Source organism: Janthinobacterium fluminis (genome assembly GCF_028595325.1).
Taxonomy (GTDB): Bacteria; Pseudomonadota; Gammaproteobacteria; order Burkholderiales; family Burkholderiaceae_D; genus Janthinobacterium; species Janthinobacterium fluminis.
This window is the reverse complement of record NZ_JAQQXR010000013.1, coordinates 39,837-56,468: the sequence shown is the minus strand read 5'-3', so window position 1 is coordinate 56,468 and position 16,632 is coordinate 39,837. Positions and strand designations below refer to the sequence as shown.

Genomic DNA, 16,632 nt, shown 5'->3' with positions numbered 1-16,632 from the left:
TTTTTCCCCCCGGCGGCCCGGCCGCCGCGCTTTCTGGAGTCACCGCACCATGCTATCCCTTCGCGCCCTCGTGGTTTGCTGCGCCTGCGCGCTACCCCTGTCCCATGCCGCCGCGCAGGACGCCGCCCCGGCCGACGCGCCGGCCGCGCGCCCGCGCGTCGGCCTCGTGCTGTCCGGCGGCGGCGCCCGCGGCCTGGCCCACATCGGCGTGCTGCGGGTGCTGCGCGACATGCGCGTGCCGGTCGACATCGTCGTCGGCACCAGCATGGGCGGCGTCATCGGCGGCGCCTACGCGGCCGGCGCCTCGGTGGCCGACCTGGAGCGCATGGCGCGTGACACCAGCTGGGACCGCGTCGTGGCCGACCGCCAGGCGCGCGACGACCTGGCCTTCCGGCGCCGCGAGGAAGACCAGCTGCTGCCCTCGCGCATCGAGTTCGGCCTGAGCCGCGACGGCGTCTCGCTGCCGCCCGCCGCGGCCGGCAACGCGGCCCTGGAGCTGGCGCTGAACCGGCTGCTGCCGGACGCCATGCGCGACCGTCCCGTCAACAGCCTGCCGCTGCCGTTCCGCTCGGTGGCCTCGGACTTGATCACGGGCGAGTTGGTCGAGCTCGACGACACGCCGCTGTTCCTCAGCGTGCGCGCCTCGCTGGCCGTGCCGGGCGTGTTCGCGCCCGTGCGCATCAAGCAGCGCCTCGTCGTCGACGGCGGCCTGGTGCGCAACCTGCCCGTCGACATGGCGCGGGCGATGGGCGCCGAGATCGTCATCGCCGTCAACGTCGGCACGCCGCTGGCGCCGGAAAAGGAGCTGGGCAGCGCCATCGGCGTGGCCCAGCAGATGCTGCAAATCCTCACCGAGCAAAACGTGCAGCGCTCGATCCGCGAGCTGGGGCCGGGCGACATCCTGCTGGCGCCGGACTTGAACGGCATCAGCTTCCTCGACTTCGGCAAGCAGGAGCGGGCCATGCGCGCCGGCGCCGAGGCGGCGCGCGCGCTGGCCCTGCGGCTGGCGCCGCTGGCCCTGCCCGAGCGCGAGTACGCGGCGCTGGAGGCGCTGCGGCTGGCCGCGCCGGTGCTGGCCGACGTGGCGCTGCCGCTGGCCCGGCTTGAGGTGCAGAGCGGCGGCGGCATCAACGAAAGGGCGCTGGCGGCGCAGTCCGGCCTGGTCGAGGGCAGCGCCGTGACGCGCGAAGAGGTGCGCCGCGCCGGCGCCCGCCTGTACGGCCGGGGCGACCTGGCGCGCGTCGAAACCGAGGTCAGCGACGCCGGCGACCAGCGCAGCGTGCTGATCAAGGCCACCCCGTCGGAATGGGCCGGCAGCCGCCTGCGCGTCGGCCTGGAGCTGGGCAGCGATTTCAACGACAACAACAAGTTCGCGCTGAAGGTGATGCACGTGGCCAGCTCGCTCAACGCCTGGGGCGCCGAGTGGCGCACCATCGGCCGGATCGGCACCGAGCGCTCGATCGAGACGCAGTGGTGGCAGCCGCTGGGCGCCGGCTCGCCGTGGTATATCGCGCCGTCGCTGCGCTACAGCTCGGCGGTGGGGGACAAGTTCATGGACGGCTTGCGCAACTACCGCTACGCCTACGACTTGAACAGCGCCACGCTGGCGCTGGGGCGCGGGCTGGGCAGCTATGGCGACGTGCAGATCGGCATACGCCGCAACCAGGGCCGGGCGCGCCAGGTGATCCCCGAGATGACCGCGGGGATGCAGACGGGCCTGGCCACCGACCGCTACATCGCCTACCGCATCGACACGCTGGACTCGCTGGCCTTCCCCACCAGGGGCTTCATGCTGGACGCCACCTGGGCCAGTTCCGTCGACAGCGGCGCCGAGCGGGGCCCGGCGGAGCGGCGCACGGCCGTGACGGCGCTGTCGGCCTTCCACACGGAAAACTGGGCCGGCCACGTCTACGCCGAATGGGCGCGCGGCCAGAGCGGCGCGGCGCCGCTGCAGCTGGGCGGCTTCCTGCGGCTCTCCGGCGTGCAGGAGAATTCCATCGAGGGCCGCAGCGTGCTGCTGAGCCGTCTGGTGATGGCGCGCCGCATCGGCGCCGTGCCCAGCACGCTGGGCGGGGCCATCCGCGCCGGCTTCTCGCTGGAGGCGGGCGGCGCCTTCGACCAGAGCGAGCCGTGGCAGCGGGGCCGCTTCACCCAGTCGGTCAGCGCCTTCCTGTCCGTCGACACGCGCTTCGGCCCCTTCTATGCGGGCGCCGGCGCCAGCAAGCGCGGCACCGGCACCTTCTATTTATTCCTCGGGCCGATCTGGTGAGCCGGGCGGGGCCGGCGCAGCGCCGTGAAGGCGCCGAATTCCCATGAGCGGAAGCCCAGCAGCAGGGTAAAGCCGTCGCGCTCGCTGGCGGCGAGGCGGCGGTCGCCCTGGTGCAGACGGGCCAGTTCGCCGGCCAGGTGCTGGATCTTCTGCACCAGCTCGCGCGCGCTGGGCAGGCTCAGGCGCGCCGGGATGCACATCAGCGTCTCGCCGGCGCCGTCGAAGTGGCCGCCGAAATAGTCGGCCACGACATGCTCGCGGAAGTACTGCTGCACGGGGCCGTCGGCCAGCCAGTGGAAGGCGTTCGAGACGCGCATGCTGTAGCGGTTCAGGGGCTTCAGCTCGATCAGGCCGAGGCGGTCCAGCTCGGCCAGCAGGCCGATGCACTCCGGTTCCGACAGGTGGTAGGTTTCCACCACCTGTTCCAGCGTCCAGTGGCCCAGGCAGCAGATGGCCATCAGCAGCAGCTTCGGGTTGGCCATCAGCGAATTTTCCTGGGGCAGCGTGAGCGTGTCGGCGTGCGGCGTGACGTCGGCGGCGGCGCGCAGCACGTCTTCGAGCGCGATGCCGGCCGCCTTGCAAATTTGCGCCAGCCGCGACAGCGACATATCGTGCTGGCCGAACATGCGCTTGACGCTGGACTCGCTCATGCCGATGCGCTCGGCCAGCAGCTTGTAGGTGATGCCGACGGCGCGCAGCTCGGCGCGCAGCACCTGCACGATCAATTCCGGTGAACTCATGGCTTGCCTTTGTCGTCAATGCCGCCCAGCCGGGCCAAACCGGGGACGCGGATGCGGGGTCAGGCCGGCCGGGAGGAACCCGGCCTTCGGCCTGTGCTTGTTGTTGCATTTTCCGACATCTTAGCTTTGCGGCAGCGCAGCCCGCCGCAGCAATGTCGAGTACCGAAATACGCTACCAAACGTGGCTCGTAACGGGACTTCGCATAAGTATATGGTACTTCCGGGCTAAACTGGTGACACTGCCAGGCAGGCCCGCGCCCCCGCCGCGCCGGCCGCAGCCATGACAGGATGCCCATGCCCCAAGCCCACCTTCTTGCCGCCGCGCCGCTGTATGCGGGCGCCGGCGTGGGCGGCGCCGACAACGCCAGGCTGTACGCCGGTTACCGCTTGCCGTCCCTGCAGTTCCGCGGCGGCGAGGCGGCCCATTCGGCCGAGGCGCTCGGCTATGCGGGCGGCGCCGGCGTGCGCGGCATCGCCCTGGCGTATGTGGGGGGATATAAATTCGACGCGTTCTCGCTGCACGCCCGGCTCGGCCTGGGCTACGGCGGCGCCGCGGCGCGCCGGCTGGGCGCGCTGTACGGCTTCGGCAGCGCCTATGCGCTGGACGCCGACTGGTCGCTGCATGTGGATTGGGACAGCGTGCCCGGCGACGCGGCGCGCGGCCGCCGCACCTTGTTCACCACTGGCCTGTCGCGCCGCTTCTGACACCACCGTTGGCCTGATGGCGGGCGCCCGCCGGGGCGTCCGCGGGCGGCCCGCCGCTTACGCCGGCTTGGCCCGCGTTTTGGGCGGCGCCGGCTGGCGCCGCGCCGCGCCCTTCGCGGGGGCGGCGGCGACGGGCCGGCGCGGCTGTTGCGACGGTTCGACGCGGAACTGCATGCGCTGCCGCGTCGCCAGGGCCTTGTTTGCCATCGCCGTTCCCCTTACAGCACGTAGCGCGACAAGTCTTCGTTGACGGCCAGCGCCTCCAGGCGGGCGTTGACGTAGGCGGCGTCGACGGTGACGACCGTGCCGCCGCTCTCGCTGGCGCTGAACGACACTTCCTCAAGCAGCTTTTCCATCACCGTGTACAGGCGCCGCGCGCCGATGTTCTCGGTGCGCTCGTTGACGGAGAAGGCGATTTCGGCCAGGCGCGTGATGCCCTCGGGCGCGAAGTCGATCTTCACGTTCTCGGTCGCCAGCAGCGCCTCGTACTGCATGGTCAGGCAGGCGTCGGTGCTGGTCAGGATGCGCTCGAAATCGGCCGTCGACAGCGACTCGAGCTCGACGCGGATGGGGAAGCGCCCCTGCAGCTCGGGAATCAGGTCGGACGGCTTGGCCAGATGGAAGGCGCCGGAGGCGATGAACAGGATGTGGTCGGTGCGTATCATGCCGTACTTGGTGTTGACGGTGGTGCCCTCGACCAGCGGCAGCAGGTCGCGCTGCACGCCGGCGCGCGAGACGTCGGCGCCGCCCACCTCCGAGCGCGAGGCGATCTTGTCGATTTCGTCGAGGAAGACGATGCCGTTCTGCTCGACGTTCTGGATCGCCATCTGCTTGAGTTCGTCCTCGTTGAGCAGCTTGGCCGCCTCTTCCTCGACGAGCAGCTTGAGCGCCTCCTTGATCTTGATCTTGCGGGCCTTTTTGCGGCCGGCGCCCACGCCGGAGAACATCGACTTGATCTGCTCGGTCATTTCCTCCATGCCCGGCGGCGCCATGATTTCCATCTGCGGGCCGGCCTCGGCCAGCTCGATCTCGATTTCCTTGTCGTCCAGCTCGCCCTGGCGCAGGCGCTTGCGGAAGGTCTGGCGCGTGCTGTCGCCGGCGGCCGGCGCCTCGGCGGCGGCCACGTTGAAGCCGAAGTCGCGCGCCGGCGGCACCAGGATGTCGATGACGCGGTCCTCGGCGGCGTCCTCGGCGCGCAGGCGCACCTTCTTCATTTCGCTCGAACGGGTCTGCTTGATGCCGATGTCGATCAGGTCGCGGATGATGGTGTCGACGTCGCGGCCGACGTAGCCGACCTCGGTGAACTTGGTCGCCTCGATCTTGATGAAGGGGGCGTCGGCCAGCTTGGCCAGGCGGCGCGCGATCTCGGTCTTGCCGACGCCGGTGGGGCCGATCATCAGGATGTTCTTCGGCGTGATTTCGTGGCGCAGCGGCTCGCCGACCTGTTGGCGGCGCCAGCGGTTGCGCAGCGCGATGGCGACGGCCTTCTTGGCACGGCCCTGGCCGACCACGTGTTTGTCGAGCTCGGCGACGATTTCCAGCGGTGTCATGTTCATGGTGTGCCCTTCAATCCAGGGTTTCTATCGTATGCGACATATTCGTGTAAATGCACAGCTCGGCGGCGATGGTCAGCGACTTCTTGACCACCTCGGCCGGCGCGAGCTCGGTGTTTTCCTGCAGGGCCTTGGCGGCCGACTGGGCGTAGCTGCCGCCGGAGCCGATGGCGCCGATGCCGTCCTCCGGTTCCAGCACGTCGCCGTTGCCGGTGATGACCAGCGTCGATTCGCTGTCGGCCACCAGCAGCATCGCCTCAAGGCGGCGCAGCACGCGGTCGGTGCGCCAATCCTTGGCCAGTTCGACCGAGGCGCGCAGCAGATTGCCCTGGTGTTTTTCCAGCTTGCCCTCGAAGCGGTCGAGCAGGGTGAAGGCGTCGGCCGTGCCGCCGGCGAAGCCGACCAGCACCTTGCCCTGGTATAACTTGCGCACCTTGCGGGCCGTGCCCTTCATGACGATGTTGCCGAGGGTGACCTGGCCGTCGCCGCCGATGGCGACCTGTTTGCCGCGCCGCACGCACAGGATCGTGGTGCCGTGAAATTGTTCCATATTGACCTCAAAAGGGGGAGTCGCATCGACTGCATCGTGCAAAAATGGGGATGGAATGGCCGATTGCAAGGCGCCCGCGGCCCCGCGGCCCCCGCCTGGCCGGCGCCATCCTAGTATTTGTGGGGGAAGATCTTGGCGATGTCGCAAAAAGCCAACAGGCGCAGCAGCGCCGCCACCAGGTGGTTCAAGTCGCGGAATTCGATCGCCTTGCCGTCCGCGGCCAGGCGGCGCAGCCGGGCCAGCAGCAGGCCGGCCGCGCCGTACTCGATGCGCGCCAGGCGCGAGCAGTCGAACACCAGCGCGCCGTCGCGCCCGGCGTAGGCGTCGATGGCGTCGAGCAGGGCGGCGGCCGCGCCGTCGACCAGGGGCGGCAGCATGAAGCGGTCGCTGGCCGCCGAGGCCGGCTGGCGCGGCGGCGTCGCCACCTTGGCCGGCGCCAGGTAGGGCGGCGGCGACACTTCGAAGGTGACGCAGTAGTCCATGCTGGTTTCCTCGAACTCCTTTTCGCGCTTGAGCAGTTGCAGCAGTTCCAGCAGCAGCAGCCAGCAAGCCTCGCCCTCGTCGCGGCGGCCGACCTGGACGATGGCCTGGATGTGCGCGGCCAGTTCGGCGGCGGCGACGACGACCAGTTCGCGTTGTCCGTCCTGCAATTGTTTCAGGCTGTGCAGCAGCAGCGCGCAGCCGGCCGGCTCGACGGCCGTCACCTGGCTCAGATCCAGGCGCAGCAGCGGGCCCTGCCGCGCCAACTGGCCCAGGCGTTCGAGGGCCGGGCCGATGGCGCCGTCGAGCGGGCCGGACAGGGCCAGCGTCGGCGCCGCGCCCGCGTAGGCGGCGCCCGGCTGCGGCGGCGCGCCGCTCCAGGCCGGCGGCGAGGTTTCAAAGGTGCTGGCGTAGTCGATCGACAGGCTGTCGAATTGTTCCTGGCGGCCTTCGATCTGGTACAGGTCGAACAGCATCCACCAGAGGCTGCGGTCGGCGCCGGCGCCGGCCAGGCTGGCCGTCAGCATCTGCCCGGCCAGCGCCAGTTGGCCGTTGGCGAAGAGCACGGCGATTTCCTCGACGACGGGGGCCGGACCGGCCGCGCAGCCGAGCAATTCCGTGCTGGCCGCGTCGAGCAGGGCCAGGGTGGCGTCGCCGGCGGGCGGGCGCGGCGGGCGCTTCGGCGCGCTGCCCCAGGCCGGCTCCGGCGTGTTGAAGATGTCGAAGGCCATCGCCGCCTCGATCTCGTCGATCTTTTGCGCCGTGGCGCGGGCCAGTTCGCGCTGGCGCGCCTGCGCCAGTTCGCGGTTGGCCTCGCTGTTGGGCGCGCGGCCGGCCTCGTCGGCGCCCTGCGGCGGCGCGTCGGCCGCGTTTTTTTTGAACAGTGAGAACAGTCCCACGTCTTGTCCCGTCCCGAATGCGGTTCAATGAAGGTGCCCGAGCTTGCGCATCGACGGCGGCGGCAGGGCCGCGGCCGTCGCATGCCCGACTAGTGTAGCTGATGGGCAAGCTTTTGCGCCGCCCCTTACATTTCCCCCGATTCCGCGCAAAAAAAAAGCACGCGCCCTTGGGTCGCGTGCCTGCTTGCGGCGGGGCGCCGGCGGGCCGGCGCGCGACGGCGTCTCAGTCGCCGTACAGTTTCTGTTTCAGTTCGCGGCGCTGCTGGGCTTCCAGCGACAGCGTCGCCGTCGGCCGGGCGATCAGGCGCGGGATGCCGATCGGCTCGCCCGTCTCTTCGCACCAGCCGTAATCGCCGGCGTCGATGCTGGCGATCGACTGCTGCACCTTCTTCAGCAGCTTGCGTTCGCGGTCGCGGGTGCGCAATTCCAGCGCGTGCTCTTCCTCGATGGTGGCGCGGTCGGCCGGATCGGGCACGAGCACGGTTTCGCGCAGGTGCTCGGTGGTTTCGCCTGCGTTTTTCAGCAAGTCTTTTTCAAGTTGCTGCAAGCGCGCCTTGAAAAATGCCAGTTGCGCCGGGTTCATATAGTCACTCTCGCTCATTTGCCGAATGGCTTCTTCGGAGAGGATGGCGACTTCTGTGTTGGCGGCGGGGGTTGATTTATTTGTTTTGGTCATCACTTCGCTTACCTTCGATACGACAGAGTTTTCAAATTGATCAGTTGACCAGGCGATTGCGCGGCCAGCTGCACCGGTATCCGCTTTTACTATTCAGCTTTCCGGATATTGCTTTTGTGGAAACTACGTTCTCGGCGCAGCGCTGCTGTGCCGCCGCCGATTGCCCCAGCATCTTGCCCGTCTTTCATGACGGGATCACGACATTCGGACTGCGCCGTCGTGTCTGGCGATTTTGTCACGCTTTGCTTCTTATTGCCATCCCGATTTGACGGCCATGGCAGAGGCGAGTGCGCAAAACCCGGCTAGTTTATACCAAACATTGTTCGAGTCCGCGAATAAAGATGTCTTTTGGTAGATTTTTACCAATAAATACCATTTTGCTGCCACGGACCTCGTCTTCGCCCCATTTCGCGCCGAGATCGCTGCCCATGATTTGGTGCACGCCCTGGAACACGACCTTGCGGTCCGCCCCCTGCATCAACAATACGCCTTTATAGCGCAGCATGCGAGGGCCGTATACCTGCACCAGGCCGCCGAGGAATTCGTCGAGCTTGGCGCTGTCGAACGGCCGCGCGCTGTGGAAGACGAAGGCGGCGATGTCGTCGCTATGGCCGGCGTGGTGGTGGTGGTGGCCGGGCGCGGCGCAGTCGGCCGCGCAGGCCGCGCCGTGCTCGTGCTCGTGTTCGTGTTCGTGGGCCGTCTCGGCGGCGAGGAAATCCGGGTCCAGCTCCAGCTTGTCGTTCAGATTGAAGCCGCGGATGTCGAGCACCTCGGCCAGCGGCGTGCGGCCGAAGTCCATGTGGGCGATGGGCGCGCGCGGGTTGATGCGCTTCAGGCGCGGCGTCAGCAGGGCCAGCGCGGCGGCGTCGACCAGGTCGGTTTTCGACAGCAACAGCTTGTCGGCGAACCCCACCTGGCGCTGGGCCTCCTCGTGCTCGTCGAGCTGGGCCATGGCGTGGCGGGCGTCGACGACGGTGACGACGGCGTCGAGCAGGTAGTGGCTGGCCACTTCCTCGTCGACGAAGAAGGTTTGCGCCACCGGCCCCGGATTGGCCAGGCCCGTCGTTTCGATGACGACGCGGTCGAACTGCAACTGGCCGGCGTCGCGCTGGCGCGCCAGTGTGCCGAGCGCGACGATGAGGTCGCCGCGCACGGTGCAGCAGATGCAGCCGTTATTCATTTCAATGATTTGCTCGTTGCTGTCCTGCACGAGAATCTCGTTGTCGATGTTTTCCTGGCCGAATTCGTTTTCGATGACGGCGATGCGCAGGCCGTGCTGTTCCTGCAGGATGCGCTTGAGCAGCGTGGTCTTGCCGGCGCCGAGGAAGCCCGTCAGGATGGTGGTGGGAATGAGTGCCATGGATCGTGTCCGCCGTTGCTGTGAAGGTGACTGGGTCGCGCGCCGCTTTTCGGCGCGGCTGGCCGACGATTATGCCGGAATTCCGCGCCCGCTTGCAAATACGGCCCAGGCGCTTGACCTGGATCACGGCGGCGGCGGCCGCCTATTTGAGCTTGGCGCGCGGATGGGCCCGGTCGTAGACGAGGGCCAGGTGCTGGAAATCGAGGGCCGTGTAGACCTGGGTCGAGGTGATGCTGGCGTGGCCCAGCATTTCCTGGACGGCGCGCAAGTCGCCCGACGATTGCAGCAGGTGCGAGGCGAAGGAGTGGCGCAGCATGTGCGGGTGGACGTTGGCGGGGATGTCGAGCGCCTGGCTGTGGGCCTTGAGGCGCAGTTGCAGCACGCGGGGCGAGATGCGGCTGGCGCGCGTGCTCAGGAACAGGGCGGCGCTGCCGTCGGCCGGCGCGGGGCGCACGGCCAGCCAGGCCGCTAGGGCCGCCAGGGCGGCCGCGCCGACGGGCACCTTGCGCATCTTGCCGCCCTTGCCGGTGACCAGCACTTCGCCGGCGGCGGCGTCGATCCAGCCCAGCGACGCCGGGCCGTGGGCGCCGGCGCCGCGGTAGTGCGTGTCCAGGCCGCTCAACTCGGCCACCCGCAGGCCGCTCGAATACAGCAGCTCGAACATGGCGCGGTTGCACAGCGCGGCCGGCTCGGCGGCGCCGCCGAGGGGCCGCGCCGGCGTCGCCGCCAGGCGCACGGCGTCGTCGACGGAGAGGGCCTTGGGCAGGCTCTTGGCGCGCTTGGGCGCGCGCACGCCGGCGGCCGGGTTGGCGGGCAGCGCCGCGTGCCGGCCCAGCCAGTCGAAAAAGCCGCGCCAGCTCGACAGTTTGCGGGCGATCGAGCGGGGCTGCAGGCCGCCGCCGTGCAACTGGGCGGCGCAGCGGCGCAGCATGGTGTCGCCGACGGCGTCCCAGGCCAGGCCGCCCAGCAGCCGGTCCAGCTCGCGCAAATCGCGCCGGTAGGCGGCCACCGTGTGCGGCGACAGCTTGCGCTGGCTGGCCAGTTGTTCCAGGTAGGCGTCCAGCCAGTCGCCGTTGGCGCGCGCGCCGGCCATCGGCGTCAGGCGCGCAGCAGGGCCAGCGCGGTGCTGGCGGTGGCGGCGATGTTGACGAGGAAATCGGTGGCCATGCTGTCCTTGAAGCGCGCGGCGTCGGGCGCGCCGAGGACCAGCAGGCCGAAGGCGGCGCCGCCGGGGGCGCGCAGCGCCAGCATGGCCGTCGAGGCCACCGGGGCGGCGGCGTCGAGCCAGCGCACCGCCTCGAAATCCTTGTTGGCGCCGCAGTAGGGCGCCTGCAGGCTGCTGGCGAACAGGCGGGCGTCGTCGGAGACGCCGGCCGTGAACCAGGCGTCGGCGTGCTGCGGCGCCAGGTCCCACAGGCGCAGCGTGGCGTAGGGCACGGCGAAATGGCCGAGCATGCCGTCGACGACGGCGCGCGGCTGCCCGGCGGCCTCGCGGGCGCGCAACAGGTCCTGGGTCCAGCCGTGGAACTTGGCGGCGATGCCGGCGTTCTCCTCGGCCAGGCGGGACAGCTCGGACAGGCGCAATTCCAGCGCCTTGTACTTGTCGCGCATCACTTCCATCTGCCGCTCCTGCAGCGAGACGGTGCGCCCGGTCAGCGGGCTGGTCAGTTTAACCTCGCCCAGCAAGCCCACGTGTTCCTGGAAAAATTGCGGGTGGTCCGTCAGGTATTGGGCGACAGTTGTGGAATCCAGTGTGGCGGTCATTGATCGTTTCTGTTGGTAAGGTGAGCTTGCTGCGCGACAGCGGTGCTTCGCAGCGGAAACCCAATTTTAACCGACGGCCCCGCGCCGCGCCGCGCGGCGGGCAGAAAAAAGACGCCCGAAGGCGTCTGGCGGGGCGCCGGCGGCGCTTAGAAGCGGTGGCGTATGCCGAATTGCACGCCGCGGCTGGACTCGCCCGGGGCCGAGGTGAAGCCGCCCGAGGCGCTGGCCGCGCCCAGCGCGTACTGGCCCTGGTTGGTGTTTTTGATGTAGGCCAGCACCGTGTAGATGTCGGTGCGCTTGGACAGGTTGTAGTCGTAGCCGATGCCGTACTGGGTGGCGTCGCTGTTGAGCGAGGTCTTGTCGTCCTGGCGCACGATGGAGGCCATGATGCGGCCGGCGCCGATGCGGTAATGCATGCCGATCTGGTAGCTGGCGGCGTCGAGGTAGAAATTGTTCACCAGGGCCCGGTTGACCAGGCCGGCCAGCGCCACGCCCTGGGCGCCCAGCGGGGCGAACACGGGGGCCAGCGTCTCGTTGGCGAAGCGGATGATGACCGAGTTTTCATTCTTTTGCTTGTGGTAGCCGACGAAGAACTTGGCGTCGCCGGTGGCGAAGGAGCCGCCCAGCGTGGTCGTCACGAGGCCGCGGTTGCCGACCTGGTCGGTGCCGAAGTTGTGCGCCAGGCCCAGGTCCCAGCCGTTGGCCTTGTAGCGCACGTTGGCGCCCCAGGAGCGCTTGTCCATGCCGACGTAGCCGGATTTGTCGAAGCCGTACATCAGCGACACGCCGATGCCCTGCGGCGTCTCCATGCGGTACTGGATGGCCTTGTCGGAGCGGATCGCGATGCCGGCCGTCAGCAGGCCGCCGGCGCCGCCGACGATGCCGCCCCAGCCGGCCGCCGTGCCGGACTCGAACACGTCGGCGTTGTTGAACACTTCATAGCCGGGCGTGTACATGCGTCCCATCAGCACCGCGCCCACCGGCGTGACCAGGCCGACCATCGAGGTGCGGTCGAACAGGGCGCCGCTGATGTTGACGTTGACGGCCGGCTGCAGCGCGCCGCGCACGCCGGCCAGCAGCGGCGCCGGCAGCTTTTCCAGGCCGCGCGTGAGCGCGTAACCCTGGTTCGAGCTGATGTTGCCGGTTTTTTGCCCGCCCGTGTCCAGTTCGACGCGGGCTTCCAGGTTGAAGATGGCCTTGTAGCCGCCGCCCAGGTCTTCGGTGCCCTTGAAACCGATGCGCGAGCCGTCGGCGATGCCGCTGACGAGCTTGACGCGGCTGTCCTTGCCGCCGTTGTTGACGTACATCACGCCGGCGTCGGCGATGCCATAGATCGTCACGTTCGACTGCGCCAGGACCGGCGCGGCGAAGCCTGCGGCAATGAGGCCTGCGAGAATGGTTTTGTTCATCGTGCTGTCTCCAAAAGGTTTGTCTTTTTTATGAAAACGAACGTCCGTACTAATCCGGCGCACCCCAATATGACATTCTTCCCGTGGCTTGTACAGAACGCCATCGAGTACGCGGCATCAAGGTTGCAAAAACAACACAAATGAATGGAAGCCAGGAAACATGCGCCTGTCCGCCTGGCGCGGACGAAAAAAAACGGCCGTGGTTGCCCACGGCCGTTGTCAACTACGCTTCGGCGCGGCCAGCCACAGGCGTGGCTGGCGCAGGCCGATTAGAAGTTGTGGTGCAGACCGACGCCATAGTAGTTAACCGAGGTGGCGATCTTCTTTTGCGACACGTCAGCGTAGACATAGGTGCGTTTCGACAGGTTGTACTCGTAACCCAGCGATGCTTGCTTGGTTTTGGTCACGCCGTCCGGGGTTTTTTGGCCGTAACCGGCGCGGATCAGGCCGGCGCCGACGGTGTAGTTAGCACCGATCACCCACGATTTGGTGTTTGGATTGACGGCCACGGATTTGCTCTGGTCTTGCTTCGTGTACGAAGCCATCAGTTTCAAGTCCTGGATAGGGTTGACCGATGCGGCGACCGACCACACTTTGGTTTCGGCGGCGTTACGCTCGTAAGCGGCCATACCGGCGAACGGGCCGTTGGTGTAGGTGGCCGACAGCGAGTAAGGGCTGACCTTCGCGTCGCCGACGACGCTTGGATTTTCTGTAACGGGGACTGCGGTGGCCTCTTTGGTTGCGACCGTGGCATTCACCTGGAAGCCCGACATCACTGGGGTGTTATAGAAAATCGCGTTCGAGAAGCGGTTTTTCGAGCTGACAGTGCCGCCCTGTGGATCGCTGTTGTAGCCGCCGGTGTGCAGGTCGGACTGGAAGCCCACTTGGGTTGGCATGCCGGACCATGGTTCGAAGGCGGTGCTCGATTCCTGGAAGGCGGTCAGGCCACGACCCAGACGGACGGTACCGAAGTCGCCTTGCAGGCCGACGCGGCTTTGACCTTGGAACAGCGGACGCTGCGAGCCGTTCGAGCCGTTTTCGAGTTGGCCGGTGTCGGACTCATAGCGGATTTCCAGTTGGAACAGGGCTTTCAAGCCGTTGCCCAGATCTTCCACGCCCTTGAAACCCAGCTTGTTGTTGTCGCGCTTGGTGACGGCGGTGGTTTTGCCGGTGGCTTTACCCAGGCCGGCGTCGATCGTGCCGTAGATGGCGACGGACGATTGTGCGTGTGCAGCACCGGCGAAAGCGCCGAAAAGGGCCAGAGCCACTAAAGATTTTTTCATTTTTATTCCCTATAAAGTGAAAGCGTTCAAAGATCCGTGGAGCAATGAAGTGCGCGGTATTCAACACTTGGATGAGCTGAACCTTAAATGCTCGCGGCGCCAAGGCCGCCAGATTGGTCGATTGACTGGAGCAATATTGGTCGAAAGTTAAAGAAGCATCGCTGGCTGTTGTATTTTTGTGACGGTGCAATTTGGAATGTCGTGCAATTCTGTGCTTAATATGTTTTGCCGGCATCGGATATGGCGCCCCGATGGCTTGTCGTATTTTGTCCCGTATTGAGGAACTTGAGCTAGCGCAAGGTGTTTCGCCGCCGCCAACGACTACACTGGAAGCCGTTGTATTTGCTGCATTGCACATTTATTCTGCGGCAAGGATTGAAAAACAGCATGTCGCCCCAATATAGTGACTGTAAGCAAAAACCTATTAACTATATGTAAATATATTCACAAATTTTTTAACATCAATAAGTGGATCGATGGCAAATCGTGAAGAATTAGGGATTATCAAAGGGGCGCGTACCGGCGATCGGCAGTCCCAGCTCGCGCTCGGCAAGCTTTACCTGTTCGGCAGCGCCGGTTTGCCGAAAAGCGCGCCGACGGCGCTGCACTGGTTGCAGCGCGCGGCGCGGGCCGGCTGCGATGAAGCCTGCCTGCTGATCGGCGCCCATATTCCTTACGATATTGCGCAACAGGGCGGCGCCGAGGTCGTGGCCAGCTATGCGCGCGCCAGCGACGCCGGCGTCGTGGCGGCCGGCCTGGTGCTGGCGCAACTGACGCTGGGCCGCGACGACGCCGGCGGCGCCCTGCGCGCCCAGGCCCTGCGGGGCTTGAAAGCGGCCGCGCAAGCCGGCCTGGCCGACGCCCAGTGGTTGCTGGCGCAGCATAGCGGCGCGGGCGCGGCGGCGCCGGCACAGCTGCGCGAGGGCCAGGCCTGGCTGGCCAAGGCGGCCGACAACGGCGTCAGCGAAGCGCTGTACGCCGTGCTGGGCCAGGCTTGGGAGGATGGCGACGCCGGGCAATTCCTGGCGCGGGCCCTGCCGGTGGCGCAGTTGCTGCTGCAGGAGGCGGGCGAGGGCGCCGACGGCGCCAGGAAACCGGGCGCGGCGCCGCTGTCGCCGCAGGAAGTGTTGTTGCTGTCGCGCTGCGCGGAATTGCTACAGCGCGGCGCAGGCGGCATCGTCGTCGATGCGGCGCAGCGCCAGCGCTTTTGCGAGCTGGCGGCCGAGGGCGGCGACCGCGCGGCCCAGTTGTCGCTGGGCCTGTGGTTCGCGCGCATGGATGCGCAGGGCAGCCGGGTCGAATCCAGCGCCGGCGCCGTCAATTTCAAGCGCGCCATCCGCTGGCTGACCCAGGCCGGCGAGCAGGGTTTGGCCGACGCCTGGTTCGCCCTGTCGCGTATCTATATCAAACCGGAATTTTCCCAGCGCAGCGTCAGCGAAGCCCAGTCCTACCTGGAGCGCGCGGCCGACATGGGGCATGGCGCGGCGCAACTCGAATGCGGCATCCACGCCTGGCGCACCCGGCGCGACGGCGCAAACAACGATGTGCGCGCGGCTTACTGGCTGATGAAGGCGGCGGCCCAGGGCAGCGCGGAGGCGGAGGCGGCGCTGGGCAAGATCGCGCCCAGCGCCGTGGCGGCGCCGTGGAGCGCGGCGCTGGGGCCGTTGACGGCCTTGGAACTGGCGGCCAGCCAGCCGCTGCTGGCCGCCCGCCTGGAGCTGGCCGGCCTGTTCGGCCTGTCGCGGGCGGAGGCGCTGCTGGTCGACGTCAACGCCGCCGACCAGGGGCATTGCCTGGTCATCGACATCCGCGCCAGCTATGGCCGCAGCAAGCGCCGCCTGGTGCTGGTGCGCACGGCGCAGCAGCGCCAGGCGCTGGAACGCATCGGGCGGGTGTTTGAGCGGCTCGATTGCGGCCTGGCCGGGCCGGAGGGCAATTACCGCCAGCGCCTGTACCGGCTGAAGACCTATTTGCCCGAGTCGCTGGCGGAGCCGGACGGCGGCCTGCTGCCGGCCTGAGACGCGCATCGCCTATATATATTAGGCGGGCGGCGTCAGGCGAGGTCGATTTCCCCTTCGAACACGGTCACGGCCGGACCGGTCAGCCAGACCGGCTGGCCTTCGCCGCCCCAGCTGATGGACAATTCGCCGCCGCGCGCGCTGACCTTGACGGGCGAGTCGAGCAAGCCGCGGCGGATGCCGGCGACGACGGCGGCGCAGGCGCCGGTGCCGCAGGCCAGCGTTTCGCCGGCGCCCCGTTCATAGACGCGCAATTTGATGTGCCGGCGGTCCAGCACTTGCATATAGCCGGCGTTGACGCGCTTCGGAAAGCGCGCGTGGCGCTCGATCAGCGGGCCGCTGTGCTCCAGCGGCTCGCGCTCGACGTCGGCGACCACTTGCACGGCGTGCGGATTGCCCATCGACACGGCCGAGATGCGCACCTCGGCGGCCGCGCCCGGCAAGTCCAGTTGCAGCGGCCACAGCGTGTCGCGCCCCTCGGGCAGGCCCGTCAGGCCGGCCGTGTCGAAGGGCACGGCGGCCGGCTCCAGCACCGGCGCGCCCATGTCGACGCTGATGCTGCCGTCGGCCTCCAGACGCGGCGCGATGACGCCGGCCATGGTCTCGACGCTGATGCCGGAGCGCGTCGTCAGTCCTTTTTCCACGACGAATTTGACGAAGGCGCGCGAACCGTTGCCGCACTGCTCGACTTCGCCGCCGTCGTTGTTGTAGATGCGGTAGCGGAAGTCGCAGCCCGGCCGCGCCGAGGATTCGACGACGAGGATCTGGTCGGCGCCGATGCCGAAGCGGCGGTCGGCCAGGCGTTGCCACTGGGCCGGCGTGAAGTCGACCTGCTGGTTGATCGCGTCGATGACGATGAAGTCGTTGCCGGCGCCGTGCATCTTGGTAAATTTGAGTTTCATACCATCAGTATAAGAGGTTTCGGG

At 67.7% G+C, this 16,632-nt stretch carries 15 protein-coding genes; 3 read left to right on the top strand and 12 right to left on the bottom strand.

Annotated elements, in window-relative coordinates; all coding sequences use genetic code 11:
* Positions 1-49 precede the first annotated feature (49 nt).
* On the top strand, positions 50-2,269 hold the full coding sequence (locus OIK44_RS22955) for a patatin-like phospholipase family protein (protein WP_273674249.1): 2,220 nt from the start codon (positions 50-52) through the stop codon (positions 2,267-2,269).
* Here OIK44_RS22955 and OIK44_RS22950 read toward each other — a convergent pair.
* Complete coding sequence (locus tag OIK44_RS22950) at positions 2,242-3,009, bottom strand: helix-turn-helix domain-containing protein (RefSeq protein ID WP_273674247.1); 768 nt, start codon at positions 3,007-3,009, stop codon at positions 2,242-2,244. The two genes, OIK44_RS22955 and OIK44_RS22950, sit on opposite strands and share 28 nt — an antisense overlap.
* Before the next feature lie 294 nt (positions 3,010-3,303).
* On the opposite strand from OIK44_RS22950, the gene OIK44_RS22945 reads away from it, so the two are divergent.
* On the top strand, positions 3,304-3,714 hold the full coding sequence (locus OIK44_RS22945) for a hypothetical protein (RefSeq protein WP_273674245.1): 411 nt from the start codon (positions 3,304-3,306) through the stop codon (positions 3,712-3,714).
* A gap of 57 nt (positions 3,715-3,771) precedes the next feature.
* Here OIK44_RS22945 and OIK44_RS22940 read toward each other — a convergent pair whose 3' ends face one another.
* From OIK44_RS22940 to OIK44_RS22895, 10 genes are all read right to left on the bottom strand, one after another.
* Entirely contained in the window at positions 3,772-3,921 is a 150-nt protein-coding gene (locus OIK44_RS22940) for a hypothetical protein (protein WP_273674330.1), read from the bottom strand.
* An 11-nt stretch (positions 3,922-3,932) separates the two neighbouring features.
* Positions 3,933-5,270: an ATP-dependent protease ATPase subunit HslU gene (hslU, locus tag OIK44_RS22935; protein WP_273674244.1), complete on the bottom strand. Its 1,338-nt coding sequence runs from the start codon at positions 5,268-5,270 to the stop codon at positions 3,933-3,935.
* A gap of 10 nt (positions 5,271-5,280) precedes the next feature.
* The gene (gene hslV, locus OIK44_RS22930; protein WP_273674242.1) at positions 5,281-5,817 is read right to left on the bottom strand and encodes an ATP-dependent protease subunit HslV; all 537 of its coding nucleotides are present in this window, start codon (positions 5,815-5,817) and stop codon (positions 5,281-5,283) included.
* A gap of 110 nt (positions 5,818-5,927) precedes the next feature.
* Positions 5,928-7,196, bottom strand: coding sequence for an STAS domain-containing protein (locus OIK44_RS22925; protein ID WP_273674240.1), 1,269 nt, complete (start codon positions 7,194-7,196; stop codon positions 5,928-5,930).
* Between the two features lie 223 nt (positions 7,197-7,419).
* Positions 7,420-7,872 carry an RNA polymerase-binding protein DksA gene (gene dksA / locus OIK44_RS22920; protein WP_337587215.1) on the bottom strand — a complete coding sequence of 151 codons (453 nt, stop codon included), beginning with the start codon at positions 7,870-7,872 and terminating at the stop codon, positions 7,420-7,422.
* A 307-nt stretch (positions 7,873-8,179) separates the two neighbouring features.
* A complete protein-coding gene (locus OIK44_RS22915) occupies positions 8,180-9,232 on the bottom strand; it encodes a CobW family GTP-binding protein (RefSeq protein WP_273674236.1) in 1,053 nt (350 codons plus the stop codon).
* Positions 9,233-9,374: 142 nt separating this feature from the next.
* Entirely contained in the window at positions 9,375-10,325 is a 951-nt protein-coding gene (locus OIK44_RS22910; protein WP_273674234.1) for a tyrosine recombinase XerC, read from the bottom strand.
* Positions 10,326-10,330: 5 nt separating this feature from the next.
* Positions 10,331-10,996, bottom strand: a complete 666-nt coding sequence (locus OIK44_RS22905) for a DUF484 family protein (protein ID WP_273674232.1) — start codon at positions 10,994-10,996, stop codon at positions 10,331-10,333.
* Between the two features lie 146 nt (positions 10,997-11,142).
* A complete protein-coding gene (locus tag OIK44_RS22900; protein WP_273674230.1) occupies positions 11,143-12,405 on the bottom strand; it encodes a porin in 1,263 nt (420 codons plus the stop codon).
* Between the two features lie 269 nt (positions 12,406-12,674).
* Positions 12,675-13,688, bottom strand: coding sequence for a porin (locus OIK44_RS22895; RefSeq protein WP_273674228.1), 1,014 nt, complete (start codon positions 13,686-13,688; stop codon positions 12,675-12,677).
* A gap of 476 nt (positions 13,689-14,164) precedes the next feature.
* On the opposite strand from OIK44_RS22895, the gene OIK44_RS22890 reads away from it, so the two are divergent.
* On the top strand, positions 14,165-15,706 hold the full coding sequence (locus tag OIK44_RS22890) for a tetratricopeptide repeat protein (RefSeq protein ID WP_273674226.1): 1,542 nt from the start codon (positions 14,165-14,167) through the stop codon (positions 15,704-15,706).
* Between the two features lie 35 nt (positions 15,707-15,741).
* Here the strand turns inward: OIK44_RS22890 and dapF are convergent, their stop codons facing one another.
* Positions 15,742-16,608 carry a diaminopimelate epimerase gene (gene dapF, locus OIK44_RS22885; RefSeq protein ID WP_273674224.1) on the bottom strand — a complete coding sequence of 289 codons (867 nt, stop codon included), beginning with the start codon at positions 16,606-16,608 and terminating at the stop codon, positions 15,742-15,744.
* Between the last annotated feature and the right edge of the window lie 24 nt (positions 16,609-16,632).